Raw genomic sequence first — 17343 nt, 5'->3', positions numbered from 1 at the left:
ATGGTTAATTTGTTACAGCTGCCGACGACTACCAGAAGATAGTGTACAGCGCTGTCAGGATACCACATATCAGCAATGCGATTACGGTGAATGCGGTAGAAGGTTTGAACATGGAAGCATCCACTTCCAGTCCTTTTGATTCACCCGCAGTTACCAGCGTACCACCAACAATCACCTGTTTCTTGGCAGGAGCCGCGATAGAGATAATGATCATACCTACCACACACACGGCAAACACGATACCCATACGATCGAGGAACGGAATTTCATAAACGCCTGCTGCGTTAGGTACTGCCATACCCAGGTCATACAGTGAAGACAGGTCAGTCCAGTTAGGCAGGAATTTCAGGAAGATAGACATTAAGAAACCACCGATCATTGCGAACAATGCCGCATTGGAGGTCGTCTTTTTCCAGAAGAAACCTAAGAGGAACATCGCGAAGATACCTGGCGATACGAAGCCGGTGTATTCCTGAATGAACTGGAAACCACCTTTTTTATCGATACCCAGGAACGGAGAGATAATGATAGCGAGGATCATGGCAACAATTACCACAACACGGCCTACATTCACGATCTCTTTTTCACCTGCTGACTTGTTGAAGATTTCTTTATAGATGTCGAGAGAGAAGATAGTAGAGATACTGTTGGCTTTACCTGCCAGAGACGCTACCACCGCTGCTGTCAGCGCTGCGAAAGCCAGACCTTTCATACCGGCAGGCAGAAGGTTCATCAGCACTGGGTAAGCGTTGTCAGGGTTCAGTTCACCAGCTTTCATCATTTCAGAGGAGAACACGCCTTCTTTATATAATACATAAGCTGCGATACCAGGCAATACCACGATCACAGGCATCAGCAGTTTCAGGAAACCGGCAAACAGCAGACCGCTGCGCGCTGTTTTCAGATCTGCACCCAATGCACGTTGTGTAATGTACTGGTTACAACCCCAATAGTTCAGGTTTACGATCCACATACCACCTACCAGTACGGTGAGACCGGGTAGATCAAGGTAATGCGGGTTATCCTTTTTCAGGATCATATGGAAATGCTCTTCTGCATTTTTAGTCATCAGGGAGAAGCCTTTCATTACACCGGTTTCACCGAAATGCTCTGATACCAGGCTCAATGCCAGATAAGTCGTTACCAGACCACCTAAGATCAGGAAGAACACCTGGATAACGTCTGTATAACCAATTACCTTCATACCACCCAGTGTGATTATGATCGCAAAAACCGCAATCAGGGTCATACACACGAAGAAAGGAATACCGGAGATTGTATTCACCGCCAGTGCACCCAGGTAAAGGATAGAAGTCAGGTTTACCACCACGTACAGCAACAGCCAGAAGACGGCCATGATCGTACTTACCGTTTTATTATACCTGGTCAGCAGGAACTGCGGCATGGTATAGATCTTATTCTTCAGATAGATTGGCAGGAAGAAAACCGCAACAATGATCAGCGTTGCAGCCGCCATCCACTCATATGTGGAGATAGCCAGACCTATGTTAAAACCGGAACCGGCCATCCCGATGAACTGCTCCGCAGAAATGTTGGAAGCAATCAGGGAAGCGCCAATAGCCCACCAGGTAAGGGAACCCTCGGCCAGGAAGAAGTCTTTGGAATCTGTTGTTTCGCGTTTTTTCTTTTTGTAGATATAGAGACCGTAACCGGCAACAATCACGAAATACACTAAGAAAACAACATAATCGAGGAATTGTAAACTCTTTTGCATAAAAAAACGTGGTACGTGGTAATTAAATTAGGAATCAATATAGCAACATTTTTAATAAACGTAAAATTTACGTTTAAAATTTTTCACTACGTGTTGGGCATATTTATTTGTTTTTCATTTTTATTCAGTCAGAAGAGAAGAAAGTTGTTCTCCTACAGCGGAACCTATTGCGACACCCATACCGCCCATCCGGACACCCGATATAATGTTGCGGGTATAGAACCGTATCACAGGCTGGCGGGTCTTTCCAAAAGCCATGATGCCTGTCCATCGGTCAGTAATCATAAAGGAATGCTTTGGTAAGATAATGTCATGGAGCCGGTTTTCCAATTGCTGTTGTATCTCCTGGTTAAGATCAAAGCTTGTTGTGGCTTCTTTTTCGAAATCGAGGTTCCGGCCACCGCCAAACAGCACCCTGCCGTCCAGCTCCCGGAAATAAAAATAACCCTCTTCCATATGAAATACCCCCCTGAAGGGAAGGTCCGGAATCACATTGGTCAATAGCACCTGTCCTCTTCCCGGTTGCAGGTCAATATCCGGCATCAGTTCTCTGGCAAAAGCGTTGGTACATACCGCTACCCTCCTGGCCATAAAACCGATCTCCTCTCCATTGCTCCGGGGTACGACTACGCGTACTCCCGTCTGCAGATCTTCCAGGCGGCTGACCGTGCAACCTGTTTTGACTTCCACTCCCTTGGCAATGGCGAGGTCTATCAGACAGCGCATCATCCGCCCGGTATGGAGTTCTCCTTCGTAATTATTACTGATAAGGGCTTTTACATACTGGTTGTTGAAGCCAAAACCCGCTATCTTATGATTCACCAGTGTAAACGCCTCGCCGCCCAGTAAGGGTCGCAGCAGGGCGTTTACCCGGTCTATTTCCGTGAGTGTATGTTCTTCCTGTGCTCCGATCAATTCATGACTACCGTTTTCCCGGTACTCCATATACTCGTCCCCGATCCGCTTACGCAACAGCTGTAAACCATTACGGCGCATCTGCAGGAGGGCGATGACTTCTTCGGCAGGCATCGTCTGCAGGTCTGATAACAGTTCCGTCAGACTACCGATACAGGCAAAACCCGCATTTTTTGTACTGGCGCCGGTAGGCAGTACGTCTTTTTCCAGTACCAGTACATGCGCGGCCGGCAGTTTTTCCTTCAGACTTACGGCAGTAGAAAGCCCCACTATACCACTGCCCGCAATGATATAGTCGTATTGTAAAAGGCTTTGTTTTTCCCAATAGCTTAACATGCTTTCTGCTTTGGCCGTAACAGCCTGTTTTTCAAAACGTCGGAACCCGCGATGTATTGTGTATTCAAATGTACACTATTTTTAGATGTCAAACTGACATTAATCAATCTTCAATCCTTTGTCCATTCTCGCTACACTGTTAGCACTATTTTACCTCTTCCATGTCCGTTCTCCAGTGCCTGATGCGCTTTTACGATGTCAGTCAGCGGGAAAGTCTGGCCTATCTCCACTCTCAGGCGGTTATTACTGAGTAGTGCAGCTAATTGTTCCATTCTTTCTCCGGATGGTCTTACGGACATCCATTTCACTTCTACTCCTTTTTCTTTTGCTTTGGCAATCACCGCAGGATCATCTTTGTACATACTCGGTAAGGATACCAGTATGCCGCCACGATTGAGTATATCAAGAGAATGGAGTGCGGTTTCGCCACCCATGCCGTCAATGATAACGTCCATGCCGTCCAGCACTTCTTCAAACTTTTGTGTTTTATAATCGACCAGCTGATCGACGCCTAACTGTTCCAGGAAGGGATGATTGGCAGCAGAAGCGGTAGCTGCCACGAAACAGTGTTTCCATTTGGCCAGCTGTACAGCAATATGGCCTACGCCACCGGCGGCTGCCTGGATCAGGACACGCTGTCCCCAGGTGATACCGGCATGATCAAACAGGGCTTCCCAGGCGGTCAGTCCGGCAAGTGGGGTACCTGCGGCTACCTCGAAGGAAATATCTTTAGGTATAATGGCAAACTCATCTTCCTGAACGACTGCATACTCTGCATATGCATTACCGGGATTAGGGAAGTTACTCATACCGAATATACGGTCGCCGGTAATAAACTTACTTACGCCTTCACCCACACTCACTACTTCACCGGCTATATCCCAGCCCAAAATGGCTGGCAGTGTCTGAAACGACGCATATCCTTTTCCGGAACGGGTTTTAAAATCAACAGGGTTCAATCCGATGGCCTTTACTTTGACCAGTACTTCCCCGGCTCCCGGCAGGGGTATCGCTACTTTCTCAATTCTGAAAGCAGTGGCCGGCCCGAACTCAGGCAATACAGCCGCCTGCATAAAATTACTCATACTTGCAGATTTTGTCTTCAAATTAGCGATAAAAACGGTAATTGTGACATATGCAAAAGGGGCATTATGTTTTATAACCAAAACATAATGCCCCCTAAAGAATTAAGAATTAGGAATTAAGAATTTGAATGCAGCGGAGATCGCTACTGTCTTGTACTTAAACCAGGTAGCCGAACAGATTATCGTCCTTGTTCAGCTCAGTGAAGTGAATATTATACTTGCGGAAATTAGCCAACAGGATATCATAATCCTCCCTGTTTTTCAGTTCCACACCGATCAGTGCGGGGCCGGTTTCCTTGTTGTGTTTCTGAATGAATTCGAAACGGGTGATATCATCGTTAGGTCCCAGCACGTGGTTCACGAATTCTTTCAGTGCACCTGGGCGCTGTACGAAGCGGATGATGAAGTAGTGTTTCAGACCTTCGTATAACAGGGAACGTTCCTTGATCTCCTGCATACGGTCGATATCGTTGTTGCTGCCGCTGACAACACAAACTACCTTTTTGCCTTCAATTTCTTTCGCGAAATAATCAAGCGCCGCAATGGACAGTGCCCCTGCAGGCTCCACCACGATAGCGTCTTCATTGTACAGCCTTAATATAGTTGAGCAAACTTTCCCTTCCGGTACCAGTTGCATTTTTGTCAGAACGTCTTTGCAGATACTGAAATTCAGCGTACCTACTCTTTTTACGGCAGCACCGTCCACGAAACGCTCAATCTCGCTCAGTGTAACTGGCTCGCCTGCCTCCAGTGCACGACTCATAGACGGAGCGCCTTCCGGTTCCACGCCAATGATCTGTGTATGGGGACTGTATGTTTTAAAATAAGTACCGACACCTGCCGCGAGTCCGCCGCCACCAATAGGCACGAACACATAATCGATCTTCGACTGGTCTTCCAGAATCTCTACAGCTACGGTACCTTGTCCTTCAATGATCTTTGCATCATCGAAAGGAGGAATGAAAGTCATGTTGTGTGCTTTGGTAAAAGCCTGGGCTTCTGCCGCACAATCATCAAATGTATCGCCTACCAGTCTGATTTCGATGTTCTCGCCACCGAACATATTTACCTGGTTGACTTTTTGTTTCGGCGTAATGATCGGCATGAAACACACGCCTTTAATATCCAGCTGGCGGCATGCATAGGCAAAGCCCTGCGCATGGTTACCCGCGCTGGCACAGGTTACTCCTTTTGACAGCGTTTCTTTATCCAGGCTGCTAATCAGGTTGTATGCCCCACGCAATTTATAAGATCTTACAATCTGCATGTCTTCTCTTTTGAGATAGACATCTGCATTGTACCTGCGGGAGAGCGTGGCGCTGTAAGTAAGCGGGGTACGGTTCACCACAGGTTTTAACTTCACCGCTGCATCGAGTATGTTGAGCGGATTCACGCTTGTTAGTACCTGGGACATTATTAATTGGGAATTAAGAATTAGGAATTAAGAATTAAAGATCAGGATTCAAATGGGATCAGTGAAGACAATCTCCGCTGCATTATCAATTCCTAATTCCCTAATTCCTAATTCCTAATTGTATTGATTAGTTATTTGGGCGCAGTTTTCTTACCGCAGCACCAGCCTGCCACATTTCGCTTTCGCGCAGTTCTCTCAGTTCTTCGTTCAGTTTATCACGATAGTCAGGAGTACTGTTAGATGCGATAGAACGTGCAGCTTCTTTACCTGCAGCAACACTTGCATACAGTTCTTCGAATACCGGCTGGCTTGCTTCTTTGAATTTCTTCCACCAATCCAGCGCACCACGCTGAGCGGTAGTAGAACAGTTAGCATACATCCAGTCCATACCGTTTTCAGCAACCAGCGGCATCAGAGACTGTGTCAGTTCTTCTACTGTTTCGTTAAATGCTTCAGATGGAGAGTGACCATTCTTGCGCAGTACTTCGTACTGAGCAGCGAAGATACCCTGGATAGCACCCATCAGGGTACCACGCTCACCTGTTAAGTCAGAAGTAACTTCTTTTTTGAAATCTGTTTCGAACAGGTAACCTGAACCAACACCGATACCCAGTGCGATAACGCGATCACGTGCTTTACCGGTTGCATCCTGGTAGATAGCAAAGCTGGAGTTCAGACCCTGACCAGCCAGGAACAGTCTGCGCAGGGAAGTACCGGAACCTTTAGGGGCTACCAGGATTACATCCACGTCAGCAGGAGGAATAATGTTAGTCTGGTCTTTATAAGTAATACCAAAACCATGGGAGAAATATAAAGCTTTGCCTTTAGTCAGGTGTGGTTTCAGTGTAGGCCACAGTGCGATCTGACCGGCATCACTCAACAGGAACTGAATGATCGTACCTTTCTGAGCAGCTTCTTCGATTTCGAACAACGTCTGACCAGGAACCCAGCCGTCAGCAACAGCTTTATCCCAGGTTTTAGAGTCTTTACGCTGACCGATGATCACGTTGAAACCGTTATCTTTCAGGTTCAGTGCCTGGCCGGGACCCTGTACGCCGTAACCGATGATAGCTATCACTTCATCTTTCAGCACTTCTCTAGCTTTTTCCATTGGGAATTCTTCTCTGGTTACTACGTCTTCCAGTACCCCTCCAAAATTGATGGTTGCCATGTTTTGATAGTGTTTGTTTTTTTTATAAATATTGTAAACTAGATACTTTCTTCTTCTGCAGACACTTCTGTGTGTTCTTTATAAGTAGCCTGCTTCAGGTTGTCAGGACGCTGTGTTTCCAGCTCCTTCAGGTGATCGTGGAAACGGCGGCTCCATTTGATAATGGCAACCCTTCCACTTTTGGTATATTCGATCAGACCGTATGGTGCAAGCTTTGCCTGCAGATCGATCAGCTCCTGCTGATGACCGGTTTTTTCGAGTACGAAGTAGTCTTCAGTGATCGTGAGGATGCGTGCATTGTTCTCACGGATCAGCAGTTCGATATTACCGTTCTGCAGCGCCTTTGTAGAGATCTTGTACAGCGCGAGTTCCTGGTATACCACTTCGTCTTCTTCATGTACAAATGCACGGTGGATTTCGATCAGTCTTTCGATCTGACCTACGATCTTCACCAGTTTTTCTTTTTCAGAAAGCACGGTGATGATGAACTTATATACGCCAGGAATCTCTGTTTCAGCCGTTGTAAGACTCGTGATATTTATTCCACGGCGGGTGAAAATAACGGTTATACGACTGGTGATACCAATCCTGTCTTCCGTATAAACCGTTATTGTATATTCTTTTTGCATAGTGTTCGTTGTTAATGATTGCTGAACCTTTCTTCCTGCTACTCGAGCCTGATATTTGCGATCGGCTGGCCGGAAGGCACCATTGGGAATACGTTGTCTTCTTTCTCCACGACTACTTCCAGCAGATAAGCGCCCTTGTGAGAGATCATCTCATCTACAGCAGCAGTAATATCTGCACGGTCAGTCACTTTTCTACCCGGAATGAAGAACCCTTTTGCGATCTGTACGAAGTCAGGGTTGGTCATTTCTGTAGAAGAGTAACGTTTGTCAAAGAACAGCTGTTGCCATTGACGCACCATACCCAGGAAGTTGTTATTCAGGATCACTATTTTCACGCCTATTTCAGACTGATAGATCGTACCCAGTTCCTGCAATGTCATCTGGAAACAACCATCACCGATTACTGCCACTACTTCTTTTTCAGGCGCACCTACTTTTGCCCCCATTGCTGCCGGCAATGCAAAACCCATTGTACCCATACCACCGGAAGTGATGTTGGTATTCGGATCTTTAAAGCGATAGTAACGGGAAGCGATCATCTGGTGCTGGCCGACGTCGGTTACCAGTATCGCCTTACCTTCGGTTCTTTCAGAGATGAGGCGCACTACTTCCGCCATCTTTAAACCACCTTCAGTAGGATAAAGTTCTTTCGTAGATACTTTTTCTATTTCCTGTTTATCTGCCTCACGGAAGGACTGTATCCACTCGTCGTGTTTTGCAGGTTTTACCAGTGCCAGCAAAGCTTCCAGTGCTGTTTTAGCATCTGCATGTACCGCTACATCCGCTTTGATGATCTTGTTGATTTCAGCGGCGTCGATCTCTACGTGGACTACCTTTGCCTGTTTCACATACTGTGATACATCACCGGTGATACGGTCGTCGAAACGCATACCTACCGCGATCAGTACATCACACTCGTTGGTCATGATATTCGGGGCATAGTTACCATGCATACCGAGATAACCTACATAGTTCGGATGATCAACCGGAACGGCTGACAGACCCAGTAAGGTGGAAGCGATCGGGATACCAGCTTTTTCAGCCAGTTCGATCAGTTCTTTTTCAGCGCCTGACAACAATACACCGTGGCCACAGAATATATACGGCTTCTTTGCATTATTGATCAGTTCTGCTGCCGCTTCTACTGCCTCAAGATCCAGTCTTGGTACGGGACGGTAGCTGCGGATATAATCACATTTCTTGTATTCGAAATCAAATTTCGCTACCTGTGCATTCCTGGTGATATCTACCAGTACCGGGCCCGGACGGCCGCTACCTGCGATATAGAATGCTTTGGCGATAGCGCCTGGAATATCTTCCGGACGTGTTACCTGGATGTTCCATTTGGTGATCGGCATGGTAATACCAATCACGTCTGTTTCCTGGAAGGCGTCAGTACCCAGCAGATGTGCAGCTACCTGACCGGTAATACACACCATCGGAGTAGAATCCATATAAGCGTCAGCCAGACCTGTCACCAGGTTGGTAGCACCCGGACCGGAGGTAGCGAAGACCACCCCTGTTTTGCCGGAGGAACGCGCATAACCTTGTGCAGCGTGCGTAGCACCCTGTTCGTGACGGACCAGTATATGATGAATTTCCTGTTGGAAATCGTAAAGGGCATCATAAATGGGCATGATAGCGCCGCCAGGATAGCCGAAAATGGTTTCAACACCTTCTGCAATGAGCGAGCGGATCACTGCCTCAGAACCAGTCATATTAAGTGGAGCAGTTGCAGCTGTCCGCTTTTCAGCCGGCTCAGGCTTCATCGGTAACACATCCTTCTGTTGCATTTGAAACGAGTTTTGCATATTTATATAATACACCATTAGTTACTTTCAACGCAGGTTTTACCCATTTCGCCCTGCGGGCAGCCAGTTCTTCTGCACTCAGTTCCACGTTGATTGTATTCTTTTCGGCGTCAATTTCTATTATGTCATTGTCCTGTACCAGTCCGATAGTACCACCTTCTACCGCTTCCGGTGTGATGTGTCCTACTACAAAACCGTGTGTACCACCAGAGAAACGTCCGTCTGTAATCAGCGCTACGCTCTTACCAAGACCTACACCCATGATAGCGGATGTTGGTTTCAGCATTTCCGGCATACCAGGTGCGCCCTTTGGACCTACCTGTCTGATTACCACCACATCGCCTGCTTTCACACGACCGTTCTGAATACCTGCGATCAGTTCATATTCACCTTCAAACACACGCGCAGGACCACGGAAGCTCAGTCCTTCCTTACCGGTAATCTTGGCTACGGAACCCAGTTCTGCCAGGTTACCATACAGCATCTGGATGTGACCAGTCGCTTTTATTGGTTTTTCCACCGGAACAACGATATCCTGTCCTTCGAATTCCAGATCTGGTACACTTTCCAGGTTTTCTGCCAGGGTCTTGCCGGTTACTGTCAGACAGTGACCATGCAGGTAGCCTTTTTTCAGCAGATATTTCATTACTAATGGAACGCCGCCAATGTTGTGCAGGTCTTCCATCAGGTATTTACCACTTGGTTTCAGGTCAGCGATCAGTGGTGTTTTATCGCTGATACGCTGGAATTCAGGTAATCCGAATTTCACGCCTATTGCCTTTGCGATTGCAATGAAGTGCAGTACGGCATTGGTACTACCACCCAGTGCCATCACAACGGTAGCCGCATTTTCAAATGCTTCCAGCGTCATGATATCAGAAGGCTTGATATCTTTCTCCAGGAGGATGTGGATATATTTACCAGCTGACAGACATTCTTCTTTTTTGTCCTTGCTGAGTGCAGGGTTAGAAGAACTATAAGGAAGGCTCATACCTAATGCTTCAATAGCAGAAGACATGGTATTTGCCGTATACATACCGCCACAGGCGCCGGCGCCAGGGCAGGAATGCTGTACAATGCCTTTGAAGTCTTCATCGCTGAGCTGACCAGCCATTTTCTGACCCAGCGCTTCAAATGCAGAGATAATGTTCAGGTCTTTTCCCTGGTATTTACCAGGAGCTGTAGAACCGCCATATACCATGATAGAAGGACGATTCAGACGTCCCATCGCGATCAGGGAGCCAGGCATGTTTTTATCACAGCCAGGTACGGTGATCACACCATCATAATACTGAGCGCCTACAACGGTTTCGATGGAATCAGCAATCAGGTCGCGGCTGACCAGGGAATAACGCATACCCGGAGTACCATTTGTCATACCATCGCTGACGCCAATAGTATGGAAAGTGAGTCCGACCAGATTATTAGCCCAGACCCCTTTCTTGACCTCCTGAGCGAGGTCATTGAGGTGCATGTTACATGGATTACCGTCATAGCCCATACTGGCAATGCCTACCTGCGCTTTCTTCAGGTCTTCTTCAGTTAAACCGAGTGCGTACAGCTGCGCCTGTGTGGCGGGCTGTGTTGGATCCTGCGTGAGCGTTTTGCTGTATTTGTTTAATTCCATCTGTTTATAAAAATTTCCGGGTTGCTATTTAAGTAGGTACAAAATAGCAGTGATAAAAGCCAAGTTCCAAACCAATTACTGACCGGTTAGCCGGTCTTCAAATCTCTTCGTTTTGTGACCAAATCCGCCGTGGTACTGGATAACGTACTTTCAAAAATCCAAATTCCAACTTGATTAAAAAAGGCTGCAACGGGAAGAATGAGAGGCCTGAACGAAGTGATTATAGAAGGCATCACGCTTTATACCATGGGTACAAAGCGTGATGCTTTGTTAGCTATCTGATTAAAATGGGATACTATACTATTGCTTTTAAACAATAGCGTATCACTCTCAGGTGAAGTATATAGAGGAAATACAACCTGAATCAGCACGAGTTTTCATGAATATCTGTGTACTGATACCAGTGGCTTACGCGACCGGAACCGCAGCGCGATCGAATTCTTTCTCAAGTACTTTCGCTTTGTAAGCCTGCTGCAGCAGTTTACCCAGAGAAGTAGCCCATGGCTTGTTAAAAGTCTGGCCATCGAGTGAATCCCATCCTACTACTTCAGCAGCAGTACCGCAATAGAATACGCAGTCAGCTGTTTTCAGTTCGTCAGTAGTAAAGAGTTTCTCTTCCAGCGGAATACCCAGTTCATGACACAGTTCGATCACGGTAGCACGGGTAATACCTGGCAGGATGTTGCCTGGAGGAGGTGTGAAGATCTTACCGTCTTTTTCGAAGAACAGGTTAGCGCCGGGACCTTCAGCTACAAAGCCGTTGATATCCAGGAGCAGCGCTTCGTCGTAACCCTGTTCCTTTGCTTCCTGAGAAGCCAGGATAGAGTTTACATACAGACCAGCTGTTTTAGACTCGATCTTGAATGCTTTTGGATTTGGGCGCTGGTAAGATGAGGTCATCACACGCAGCAGTTTTTCGCCCAGGTATGCTCCCCATTCCCATGCACAGATCAGTACATGTGTTTCGGCAGCAGCCTTCAGTGTCATGTTCGGAGGGCAGAAAGCGAGCGGACGGATGTACGCTTCTTCCATATTATTCAGTTCCAGCACTTTGTAACATGCTTTCACCAGCTCGTCATTATCAAATGGATACGGCATGTGTATTAATTCGCAGGAACGCTTAAATCTGTCGAAGTGTTCTTTTGCTTTGAAAATCTTCACAGTTCCATCAGCTGTTTTATAAGCACGAATGCCTTCAAATACAGCATACCCATAATGTAATGACTGACCATACAAATCTGTAGTGGCCGCGGTAGCTTTCTTATACTCCCCGTTAATGTAAAGAATGGTGTTCTCGTTGTAATAGCTATACATAATTCAGATATTAGAATTCGATTTTGGATTGCTTTGTAATTACAGGCACAAAAAAACGCCTTCCTCTGATGGAGGAAGGCGTCTTGTTTATCATTAGTGATTGTACACGTTAACCTATCCTCCATACTGGTGGCTAATAATGACAACGACAATCACGACTAGTGTGATAGCCCAGTTGAGCTGAGCTACGATGTGATTAATCTTATTGTTGTCTTTATTTACCCACATGGAGGGACGCTTTTTATTTTGCTTCTACAAATGTATTGGTCATAAAACTAAAAAACAATACAATCCAAAGATTTAGTTATTTCGCAAACAAAACTTCACTTTTTGAAGTTTTTGAAATAAAACATCAATTCTTTAGCTAAATTCCATACAAATAGCAAAATTATTACAATTCTTCAGTTCTATTTCCAGAGGTTGTCTGGATATTCCCCACTTTTTACCAGGGCAGAGAGACTTTCCTGTACACCGGGAGCATCTTCTTTATAAGTAACACCAAACCACTGCGCTCCTGTTGGGATCACATTTACAACACCTACTTTGTTCTTAATGAAATGATCTACAACGATCGGAATGAAGAACTCTGACTTCGGTTTATCACCATTCTGCTGCAGGAAGTCTCTGAACAGATCCTGGCTCAGTTTAAATACAGAAGGATGGAAACCCCAGAAGTTCATAGAAACCGGGGTATCCGGTGCGAGTTCGTGTTTGCTGCCATCAGCATCTTCATACACGATCTGCTCTCCGTCTTTATATACCTTGGTTCTTTCATTGATAGCAGCCAGGTTGCTTTCGCTGTCAGCAGCACATACGCCGCGGGAAACGGAACCATGCTCACTGATCGTTTTACTTAACTGATAACCAACCACACAGTATACATCCGGTTTAGCAGCATCTTTCAGGAAAGCAGCCGCTTTCTCAAATGAGTCACGACCATAAAAATCATCTGCATTGATCACTGCAAAGGGTTCGTTGATAGCATCTTTTGCACACAATATAGCATGCGCTGTACCCCATGGTTTGGTACGGTCAGCCGGCGTTGCATAGCCATCTGTAAATGCATCCATTTCCTGAAATACATAATCCGTCTCTACACGACCTTTCAGTTTAGGTTCAAATATTTCTTTAAATTCTTTTTCAAAATCCTTACGGATAATGAACACTATCTTGCCGAAACCAGCACGGATAGCATCGTAAATGGAGTAATCAACAATTGTTTCACCGCTGGGGCCAAACTGCTGGATCTGTTTTAAGCTACCGTATCGGCTAGCCATACCGGCAGCAAGGATCAATAAAGTTGGTTGCATTTATAGATTGTTTTTTTGTGTTTTCATGTATTCGATGAACATTTTCCTGGCGATAAATTTAATCATTAAAACTATTTTCACAGCTTCTTTTTGTTACCAAACTGTTACGCCTATGGGCCATCATGCAACAAATCCCGTACCAACCGGGGCAATTTGTCAGAATTATAAAACATTACACAATAAACACATGTGAATATAGAATGAAACGTTTCCTATTATCGGTAGCCCTTGTACTACCAATGCTTAAAAGTCTCAACGCACAACAACACACAACAGCTGATTCCATTCGTGAGAAAATGCAATGGTTTGCAGATGCAAAACTCGGTATCTTCATTCACTGGGGTATCTATTCCGTCAATGGAGTAGACGAATCCTGGTCCTTCCATAACAGGAAGATCTCCTACACAGATTATATGCAGCAGCTGAAAGGCTTCACTGCAAAGAATTATCACCCGGAAGAATGGGCCGCACTGATCAAAGAATCTGGTGCACGCTATGCCGTGATGACCACCAAACACCACGACGGTGTCGCTTTATGGGATAGTAAGCTCAGTAAACTGGATATCGCCAACAGTACACCCGCCAAACGGGATGTACTCACGCCCCTCTATAACGCCTTACGCCAACAGGGTATCAAAGCCGGCGCCTACTTCTCCCTGATCGACTGGAGTTATCCTGATTATCCGCAGTTCCTGAAAGACAGCAGCCGCTACGACGCAAAGAAAGACCCTGCCCGCTGGCAACGCTTCCTGAACTTCTATGAAGGACAGCTGAAAGAAGTCATGCAACAGTACAATCCTGACCTCTGGTGGTTTGATGGCGACTGGGAACATAGCGCGGAAGAATGGGAAGCCGTGAAAATCAGAAAGATGCTGACCGGCCATAACCCGAATACCATCATCAATGGCCGCTTACAGGCATACGGCGATTATGATACGCCTGAACAGAACTTCCCCGTATCCAGACCACATTACAACTGGTGGGAGCTCTGCATGACCATCAACAATAACTGGGGCTATCACCCCGATGATACCAATTTCAAGACGCCTTATGAAGTCATCACCATCTTTGCAGATGCTGTCAGCAATGGCGGTAATATGCTGCTGGATATCGGCCCTGCCGAAGATGGCACCATTCCTGCTGAAGAAGTGAATGTACTCAAAGAGTTAGGGGCATGGAATAAAAAACATGCGCCGGCTATTTTCAATACGGTAGCAGGAATTCCGGCAGGACATTTTTATGGTCCTACCACTTTATCAAAAGATTCCACTACCTTATACCTCTTCCTGGCTGGTAATGTAAACGGTCAGGTAATGGTGAAAGGCCTGGTGAACAATATTAAAAAGATCAGTGTGTCAGGCAATGGCCAGCAACTGACGCATAAGGTGGTAGGTAAGATCTCCTGGAGCGCTGTACCCGGACTGGTATACATTGACGTACCTGCCAACGTACAGGATAAATACATGACTGTACTGGCGCTGGAACTGGACGGCAAGATAAAGCTGTACCGTGGTAAAGGCGGATTCCTGACAAATGAATAAAACAATATCAGCAGTCCCGCCGGCAGGCGGACTGCTGATCCTATATAGTAAACGAGGAGATGGACAATGACTTGGAACGGCCAGTAAATAACCATACCAACATGATGCATATGAAAACATTATTCCTGTCGATGCTCGCCATCTGCTGTTACCTATCTGGTACAGCACAGCTGAAAACCGGCGACATCACCATTATCCCTGAGCCACTACTGCTCAATCCTATGCCCGGCAGCTTTGTTGTAAACGATCAGGCAGCCATTCAATACAGTGGCAAAGGCGCTGAAAAAACAGCGGCATTCCTGAATGATTACCTGCAACGTAATTATAACTTCAAGCTCCCTGCCAGTCCTGCAACCGCATCCGGACAAGCATCCAATTCCATTATCAAAATTGTGGAGACACGCAGTGGTAAAGCGGAAGGATATATCCTCGAAGTAAATACCGGCCGGGTCTATCTGCAGGGAGATGCAGCCGGACTGTTTTACGGTCTGCAAACGTTAATACAACTGTTTCCTGTTAATAAAAATATCAAACCTGCGACTGACACTGTCAGACAAACACCTTATAACGGCAGTCTTCATCTGCCCGGCGTAAAGATCCAGGACTACCCACGTTTTGCTTATCGTGGTATGATGCTGGACGTGAGCCGTCACTTCTTCCCTCCTGCTGCCATCAAAGAGTTTATCGATATGATGGTACTTTATAAATTCAACCGCTTCCACTGGCACCTTACCGACGACCAGGGATGGCGTATCGAGATCAAGAAATATCCACGTCTGCAAGAGATTGCTTCCACCAGGAAAGAGACCATCGTCGGACATCATCGCCGTAGTACTACTTATGATGGTAAACCTTATGGTGGTTATTATACACAGGATGAAGTACGCGATATTGTAAAATATGCAGCAGAAAGAAATATCACGATCATTCCTGAAATAGAGATGCCTGGGCACTCGCAGGCTGTACTCACCGCTTACCCCTCTTTCGGTAATACCAAAGGACCTTATGAAGTACGCACCACCTGGGGCATTTCCAAAGATGTACTGAATCCTGTGAATGACTCCGTGTTTACCTTCCTGCAGGATGTATTGACTGAAGTGATAGACCTCTTCCCCAGCCAGTTTATCCACATTGGCGGAGATGAATGTCTGAAAGACAGATGGAAAGAATCTGCAGAAGTACAGCGCATGATCCGCAGACTGGGACTGAAAGACGAACACGCATTACAGAGTTATTTCATTCAGCGTATGGAGAAGTTTGTCAATAGTAAAGGACGTTCTATTATCGGATGGGATGAAATACTGGAAGGCGGACTGGCAGCCAATGCCACCGTTATGAGCTGGCGCGGAGAAGAAGGTGGCATCGCAGCTGCAAAGCAGCAACACAATGTCATCATGACACCTAATACTTATCTCTATTTTGACTATACACAAGGACAACCTTCTACAGAACCACTGAATGCGGCTGCTTATCTGCCATTGAAAACGGTATATAATTATGAGCCTTTACCTCCATCACTAACGCGAACGGAACAACGTTATATAAAAGGTGTGCAAGGCAATATATGGACAGAGTTTATTCCCGATCAGCAGATGCTGGATTATATGCTGTGGCCACGTGCACTGGCTTTATCTGAAATAGCCTGGGCACAACCTGGTAAAAAGAATTATGACCGTTTCCTGCGTAAGCTGCCACTGGAGCTTTCCCGCATGAGTTATGCCGGTATTAATTTCCGTATACCGGAACCTATCGGACTGGAAAGTAAAGTGGTGACAACACCAACAGTGAGCGTCACACTGAAGACACCGGTAAAAGGGGGTATGATCTATTATACGACTGACGGTACACAACCCGGATTGCGCAGCAAACCTTATACACAGCCTATCACTATCAACGTTCCTGAAAATAGTACGGCACAGTTAAATTGTATCGTGGTACTACCTACGGGACGTGTGAGTCCGCTGTACAGCGCTTCCTATGTAAGAAAAGCATTTCTACCTGCTGTTGCCACAAAACAGGGCGCAAAAGGCGTGCGTTTCTCCCTGGTAAAAACAGTACCTGCCAATGCAAAGCAATTGCCTGAAAAAGGCGACAGCAGCGGTATACTGCCAGCAGTAGATGTCCGTCCCTTATCAGTAAAAGAGTATGGTGTTACTTTTACGGGACTGGTAAAGATTCCTGCGGATGATCTCTATGATTTCCATCTGAACAGCGACGATGGCGCTGTATTTTATATCGACGATCAGGTAGTGGTGGATAATGATGGTCAGCATGACCTGCAGGACCGTAACGGCTTTGTGCCTTTACGCAAAGGACTCCATCGCATCAGGGTACAATACTTTAATACCGGTACCGGTGCCTGGCTGAATGCAGGTATATACAGAGACAGGGAGAAACTGAATCCGGCAGATATATTTTTCACCGGTCAGTAATCAACTGTTCATATCGTTTTGTA

Annotated in this window: 12 protein-coding genes; 2 read left to right on the top strand and 10 right to left on the bottom strand. The window is 46.2% G+C overall.

Translation table 11 applies throughout. From position 1 onward, the window contains the following. Positions 1 to 28: 28 nt before the first annotated feature. The 10 genes from CPIN_RS09680 to CPIN_RS09635 form a co-directional block, all read right to left on the bottom strand. Positions 29 to 1735 carry a sodium/sugar symporter gene (locus CPIN_RS09680; RefSeq protein ID WP_012789599.1) on the bottom strand — a complete coding sequence of 569 codons (1707 nt, stop codon included), beginning with the start codon at positions 1733 to 1735 and terminating at the stop codon, positions 29 to 31. Positions 1736 to 1855: 120 nt separating this feature from the next. Next, positions 1856 to 2986 carry an NAD(P)/FAD-dependent oxidoreductase gene (locus tag CPIN_RS09675; RefSeq protein WP_012789598.1) on the bottom strand — a complete coding sequence of 377 codons (1131 nt, stop codon included), beginning with the start codon at positions 2984 to 2986 and terminating at the stop codon, positions 1856 to 1858. Positions 2987 to 3117: 131 nt separating this feature from the next. Continuing rightward, positions 3118 to 4071, bottom strand: a complete 954-nt coding sequence (locus tag CPIN_RS09670) for an NADP-dependent oxidoreductase (protein ID WP_012789597.1) — start codon at positions 4069 to 4071, stop codon at positions 3118 to 3120. A gap of 157 nt (positions 4072 to 4228) precedes the next feature. Continuing rightward, positions 4229 to 5485 (bottom strand): threonine ammonia-lyase, encoded by a 1257-nt coding sequence (ilvA, locus tag CPIN_RS09665; protein ID WP_012789596.1) that lies wholly within the window; start codon positions 5483 to 5485, stop codon positions 4229 to 4231. A 127-nt stretch (positions 5486 to 5612) separates the two neighbouring features. After that, the gene (gene ilvC / locus CPIN_RS09660) at positions 5613 to 6656 is read right to left on the bottom strand and encodes a ketol-acid reductoisomerase (RefSeq protein WP_012789595.1); all 1044 of its coding nucleotides are present in this window, start codon (positions 6654 to 6656) and stop codon (positions 5613 to 5615) included. A gap of 38 nt (positions 6657 to 6694) precedes the next feature. Continuing rightward, positions 6695 to 7285 (bottom strand): acetolactate synthase small subunit, encoded by a 591-nt coding sequence (gene ilvN / locus CPIN_RS09655; protein WP_012789594.1) that lies wholly within the window; start codon positions 7283 to 7285, stop codon positions 6695 to 6697. Positions 7286 to 7323: 38 nt separating this feature from the next. Further along, positions 7324 to 9078: a biosynthetic-type acetolactate synthase large subunit gene (ilvB, locus tag CPIN_RS09650; RefSeq protein ID WP_148230533.1), complete on the bottom strand. Its 1755-nt coding sequence runs from the start codon at positions 9076 to 9078 to the stop codon at positions 7324 to 7326. Then, positions 9044 to 10723: a dihydroxy-acid dehydratase gene (ilvD, locus tag CPIN_RS09645; RefSeq protein WP_012789592.1), complete on the bottom strand. Its 1680-nt coding sequence runs from the start codon at positions 10721 to 10723 to the stop codon at positions 9044 to 9046. The genes ilvB and ilvD overlap by 35 nt, the downstream gene beginning before the upstream one ends. A gap of 408 nt (positions 10724 to 11131) precedes the next feature. Continuing rightward, positions 11132 to 12037, bottom strand: a complete 906-nt coding sequence (locus CPIN_RS09640; RefSeq protein ID WP_012789591.1) for a branched-chain amino acid transaminase — start codon at positions 12035 to 12037, stop codon at positions 11132 to 11134. Positions 12038 to 12444: 407 nt separating this feature from the next. Beyond that, positions 12445 to 13347, bottom strand: coding sequence for a nucleotidyltransferase family protein (locus tag CPIN_RS09635; protein WP_012789589.1), 903 nt, complete (start codon positions 13345 to 13347; stop codon positions 12445 to 12447). Between the two features lie 200 nt (positions 13348 to 13547). Here CPIN_RS09635 and CPIN_RS09630 point away from each other — a divergent pair, with 200 nt between their 5' ends. Beyond that, the gene (locus CPIN_RS09630) at positions 13548 to 14888 is read left to right on the top strand and encodes an alpha-L-fucosidase (RefSeq protein WP_012789588.1); all 1341 of its coding nucleotides are present in this window, start codon (positions 13548 to 13550) and stop codon (positions 14886 to 14888) included. A 110-nt stretch (positions 14889 to 14998) separates the two neighbouring features. Beyond that, positions 14999 to 17320 carry a family 20 glycosylhydrolase gene (locus tag CPIN_RS09625; protein ID WP_044221192.1) on the top strand — a complete coding sequence of 774 codons (2322 nt, stop codon included), beginning with the start codon at positions 14999 to 15001 and terminating at the stop codon, positions 17318 to 17320. The last annotated feature ends 23 nt before the right edge of the window (positions 17321 to 17343 follow it).

The sequence above is a fragment of the Chitinophaga pinensis DSM 2588 genome (assembly GCF_000024005.1).
Taxonomy (GTDB): domain Bacteria; phylum Bacteroidota; class Bacteroidia; order Chitinophagales; family Chitinophagaceae; genus Chitinophaga; species Chitinophaga pinensis.
Note: the sequence above shows the minus strand (reverse complement) of the source record. Positions and strands in the feature narration are given on the sequence as shown.

What these genes read in the sequence shown, in the direction of transcription:
- CPIN_RS09680 (WP_012789599.1), bottom strand. Translation starts at nt 1,735, where the DNA reads ATGCAAAAGAGTTTACAATTCCTCGATTATGTTGTTTTCTTAGTGTAT.
- CPIN_RS09675 (WP_012789598.1), bottom strand. Translation starts at nt 2,986, where the DNA reads ATGTTAAGCTATTGGGAAAAACAAAGCCTTTTACAATACGACTATATC.
- CPIN_RS09670 (WP_012789597.1), bottom strand. Translation starts at nt 4,071, where the DNA reads ATGAGTAATTTTATGCAGGCGGCTGTATTGCCTGAGTTCGGGCCGGCC.
- ilvA (WP_012789596.1), bottom strand. Translation starts at nt 5,485, where the DNA reads ATGTCCCAGGTACTAACAAGCGTGAATCCGCTCAACATACTCGATGCA.
- ilvC (WP_012789595.1), bottom strand. Translation starts at nt 6,656, where the DNA reads ATGGCAACCATCAATTTTGGAGGGGTACTGGAAGACGTAGTAACCAGA.
- ilvN (WP_012789594.1), bottom strand. Translation starts at nt 7,285, where the DNA reads ATGCAAAAAGAATATACAATAACGGTTTATACGGAAGACAGGATTGGT.
- ilvB (WP_148230533.1), bottom strand. Translation starts at nt 9,078, where the DNA reads ATGCAACAGAAGGATGTGTTACCGATGAAGCCTGAGCCGGCTGAAAAG.
- ilvD (WP_012789592.1), bottom strand. Translation starts at nt 10,723, where the DNA reads ATGGAATTAAACAAATACAGCAAAACGCTCACGCAGGATCCAACACAG.
- CPIN_RS09640 (WP_012789591.1), bottom strand. Translation starts at nt 12,037, where the DNA reads ATGTATAGCTATTACAACGAGAACACCATTCTTTACATTAACGGGGAG.
- CPIN_RS09635 (WP_012789589.1), bottom strand. Translation starts at nt 13,347, where the DNA reads ATGCAACCAACTTTATTGATCCTTGCTGCCGGTATGGCTAGCCGATAC.
- CPIN_RS09630 (WP_012789588.1), top strand. Translation starts at nt 13,548, where the DNA reads ATGAAACGTTTCCTATTATCGGTAGCCCTTGTACTACCAATGCTTAAA.
- CPIN_RS09625 (WP_044221192.1), top strand. Translation starts at nt 14,999, where the DNA reads ATGAAAACATTATTCCTGTCGATGCTCGCCATCTGCTGTTACCTATCT.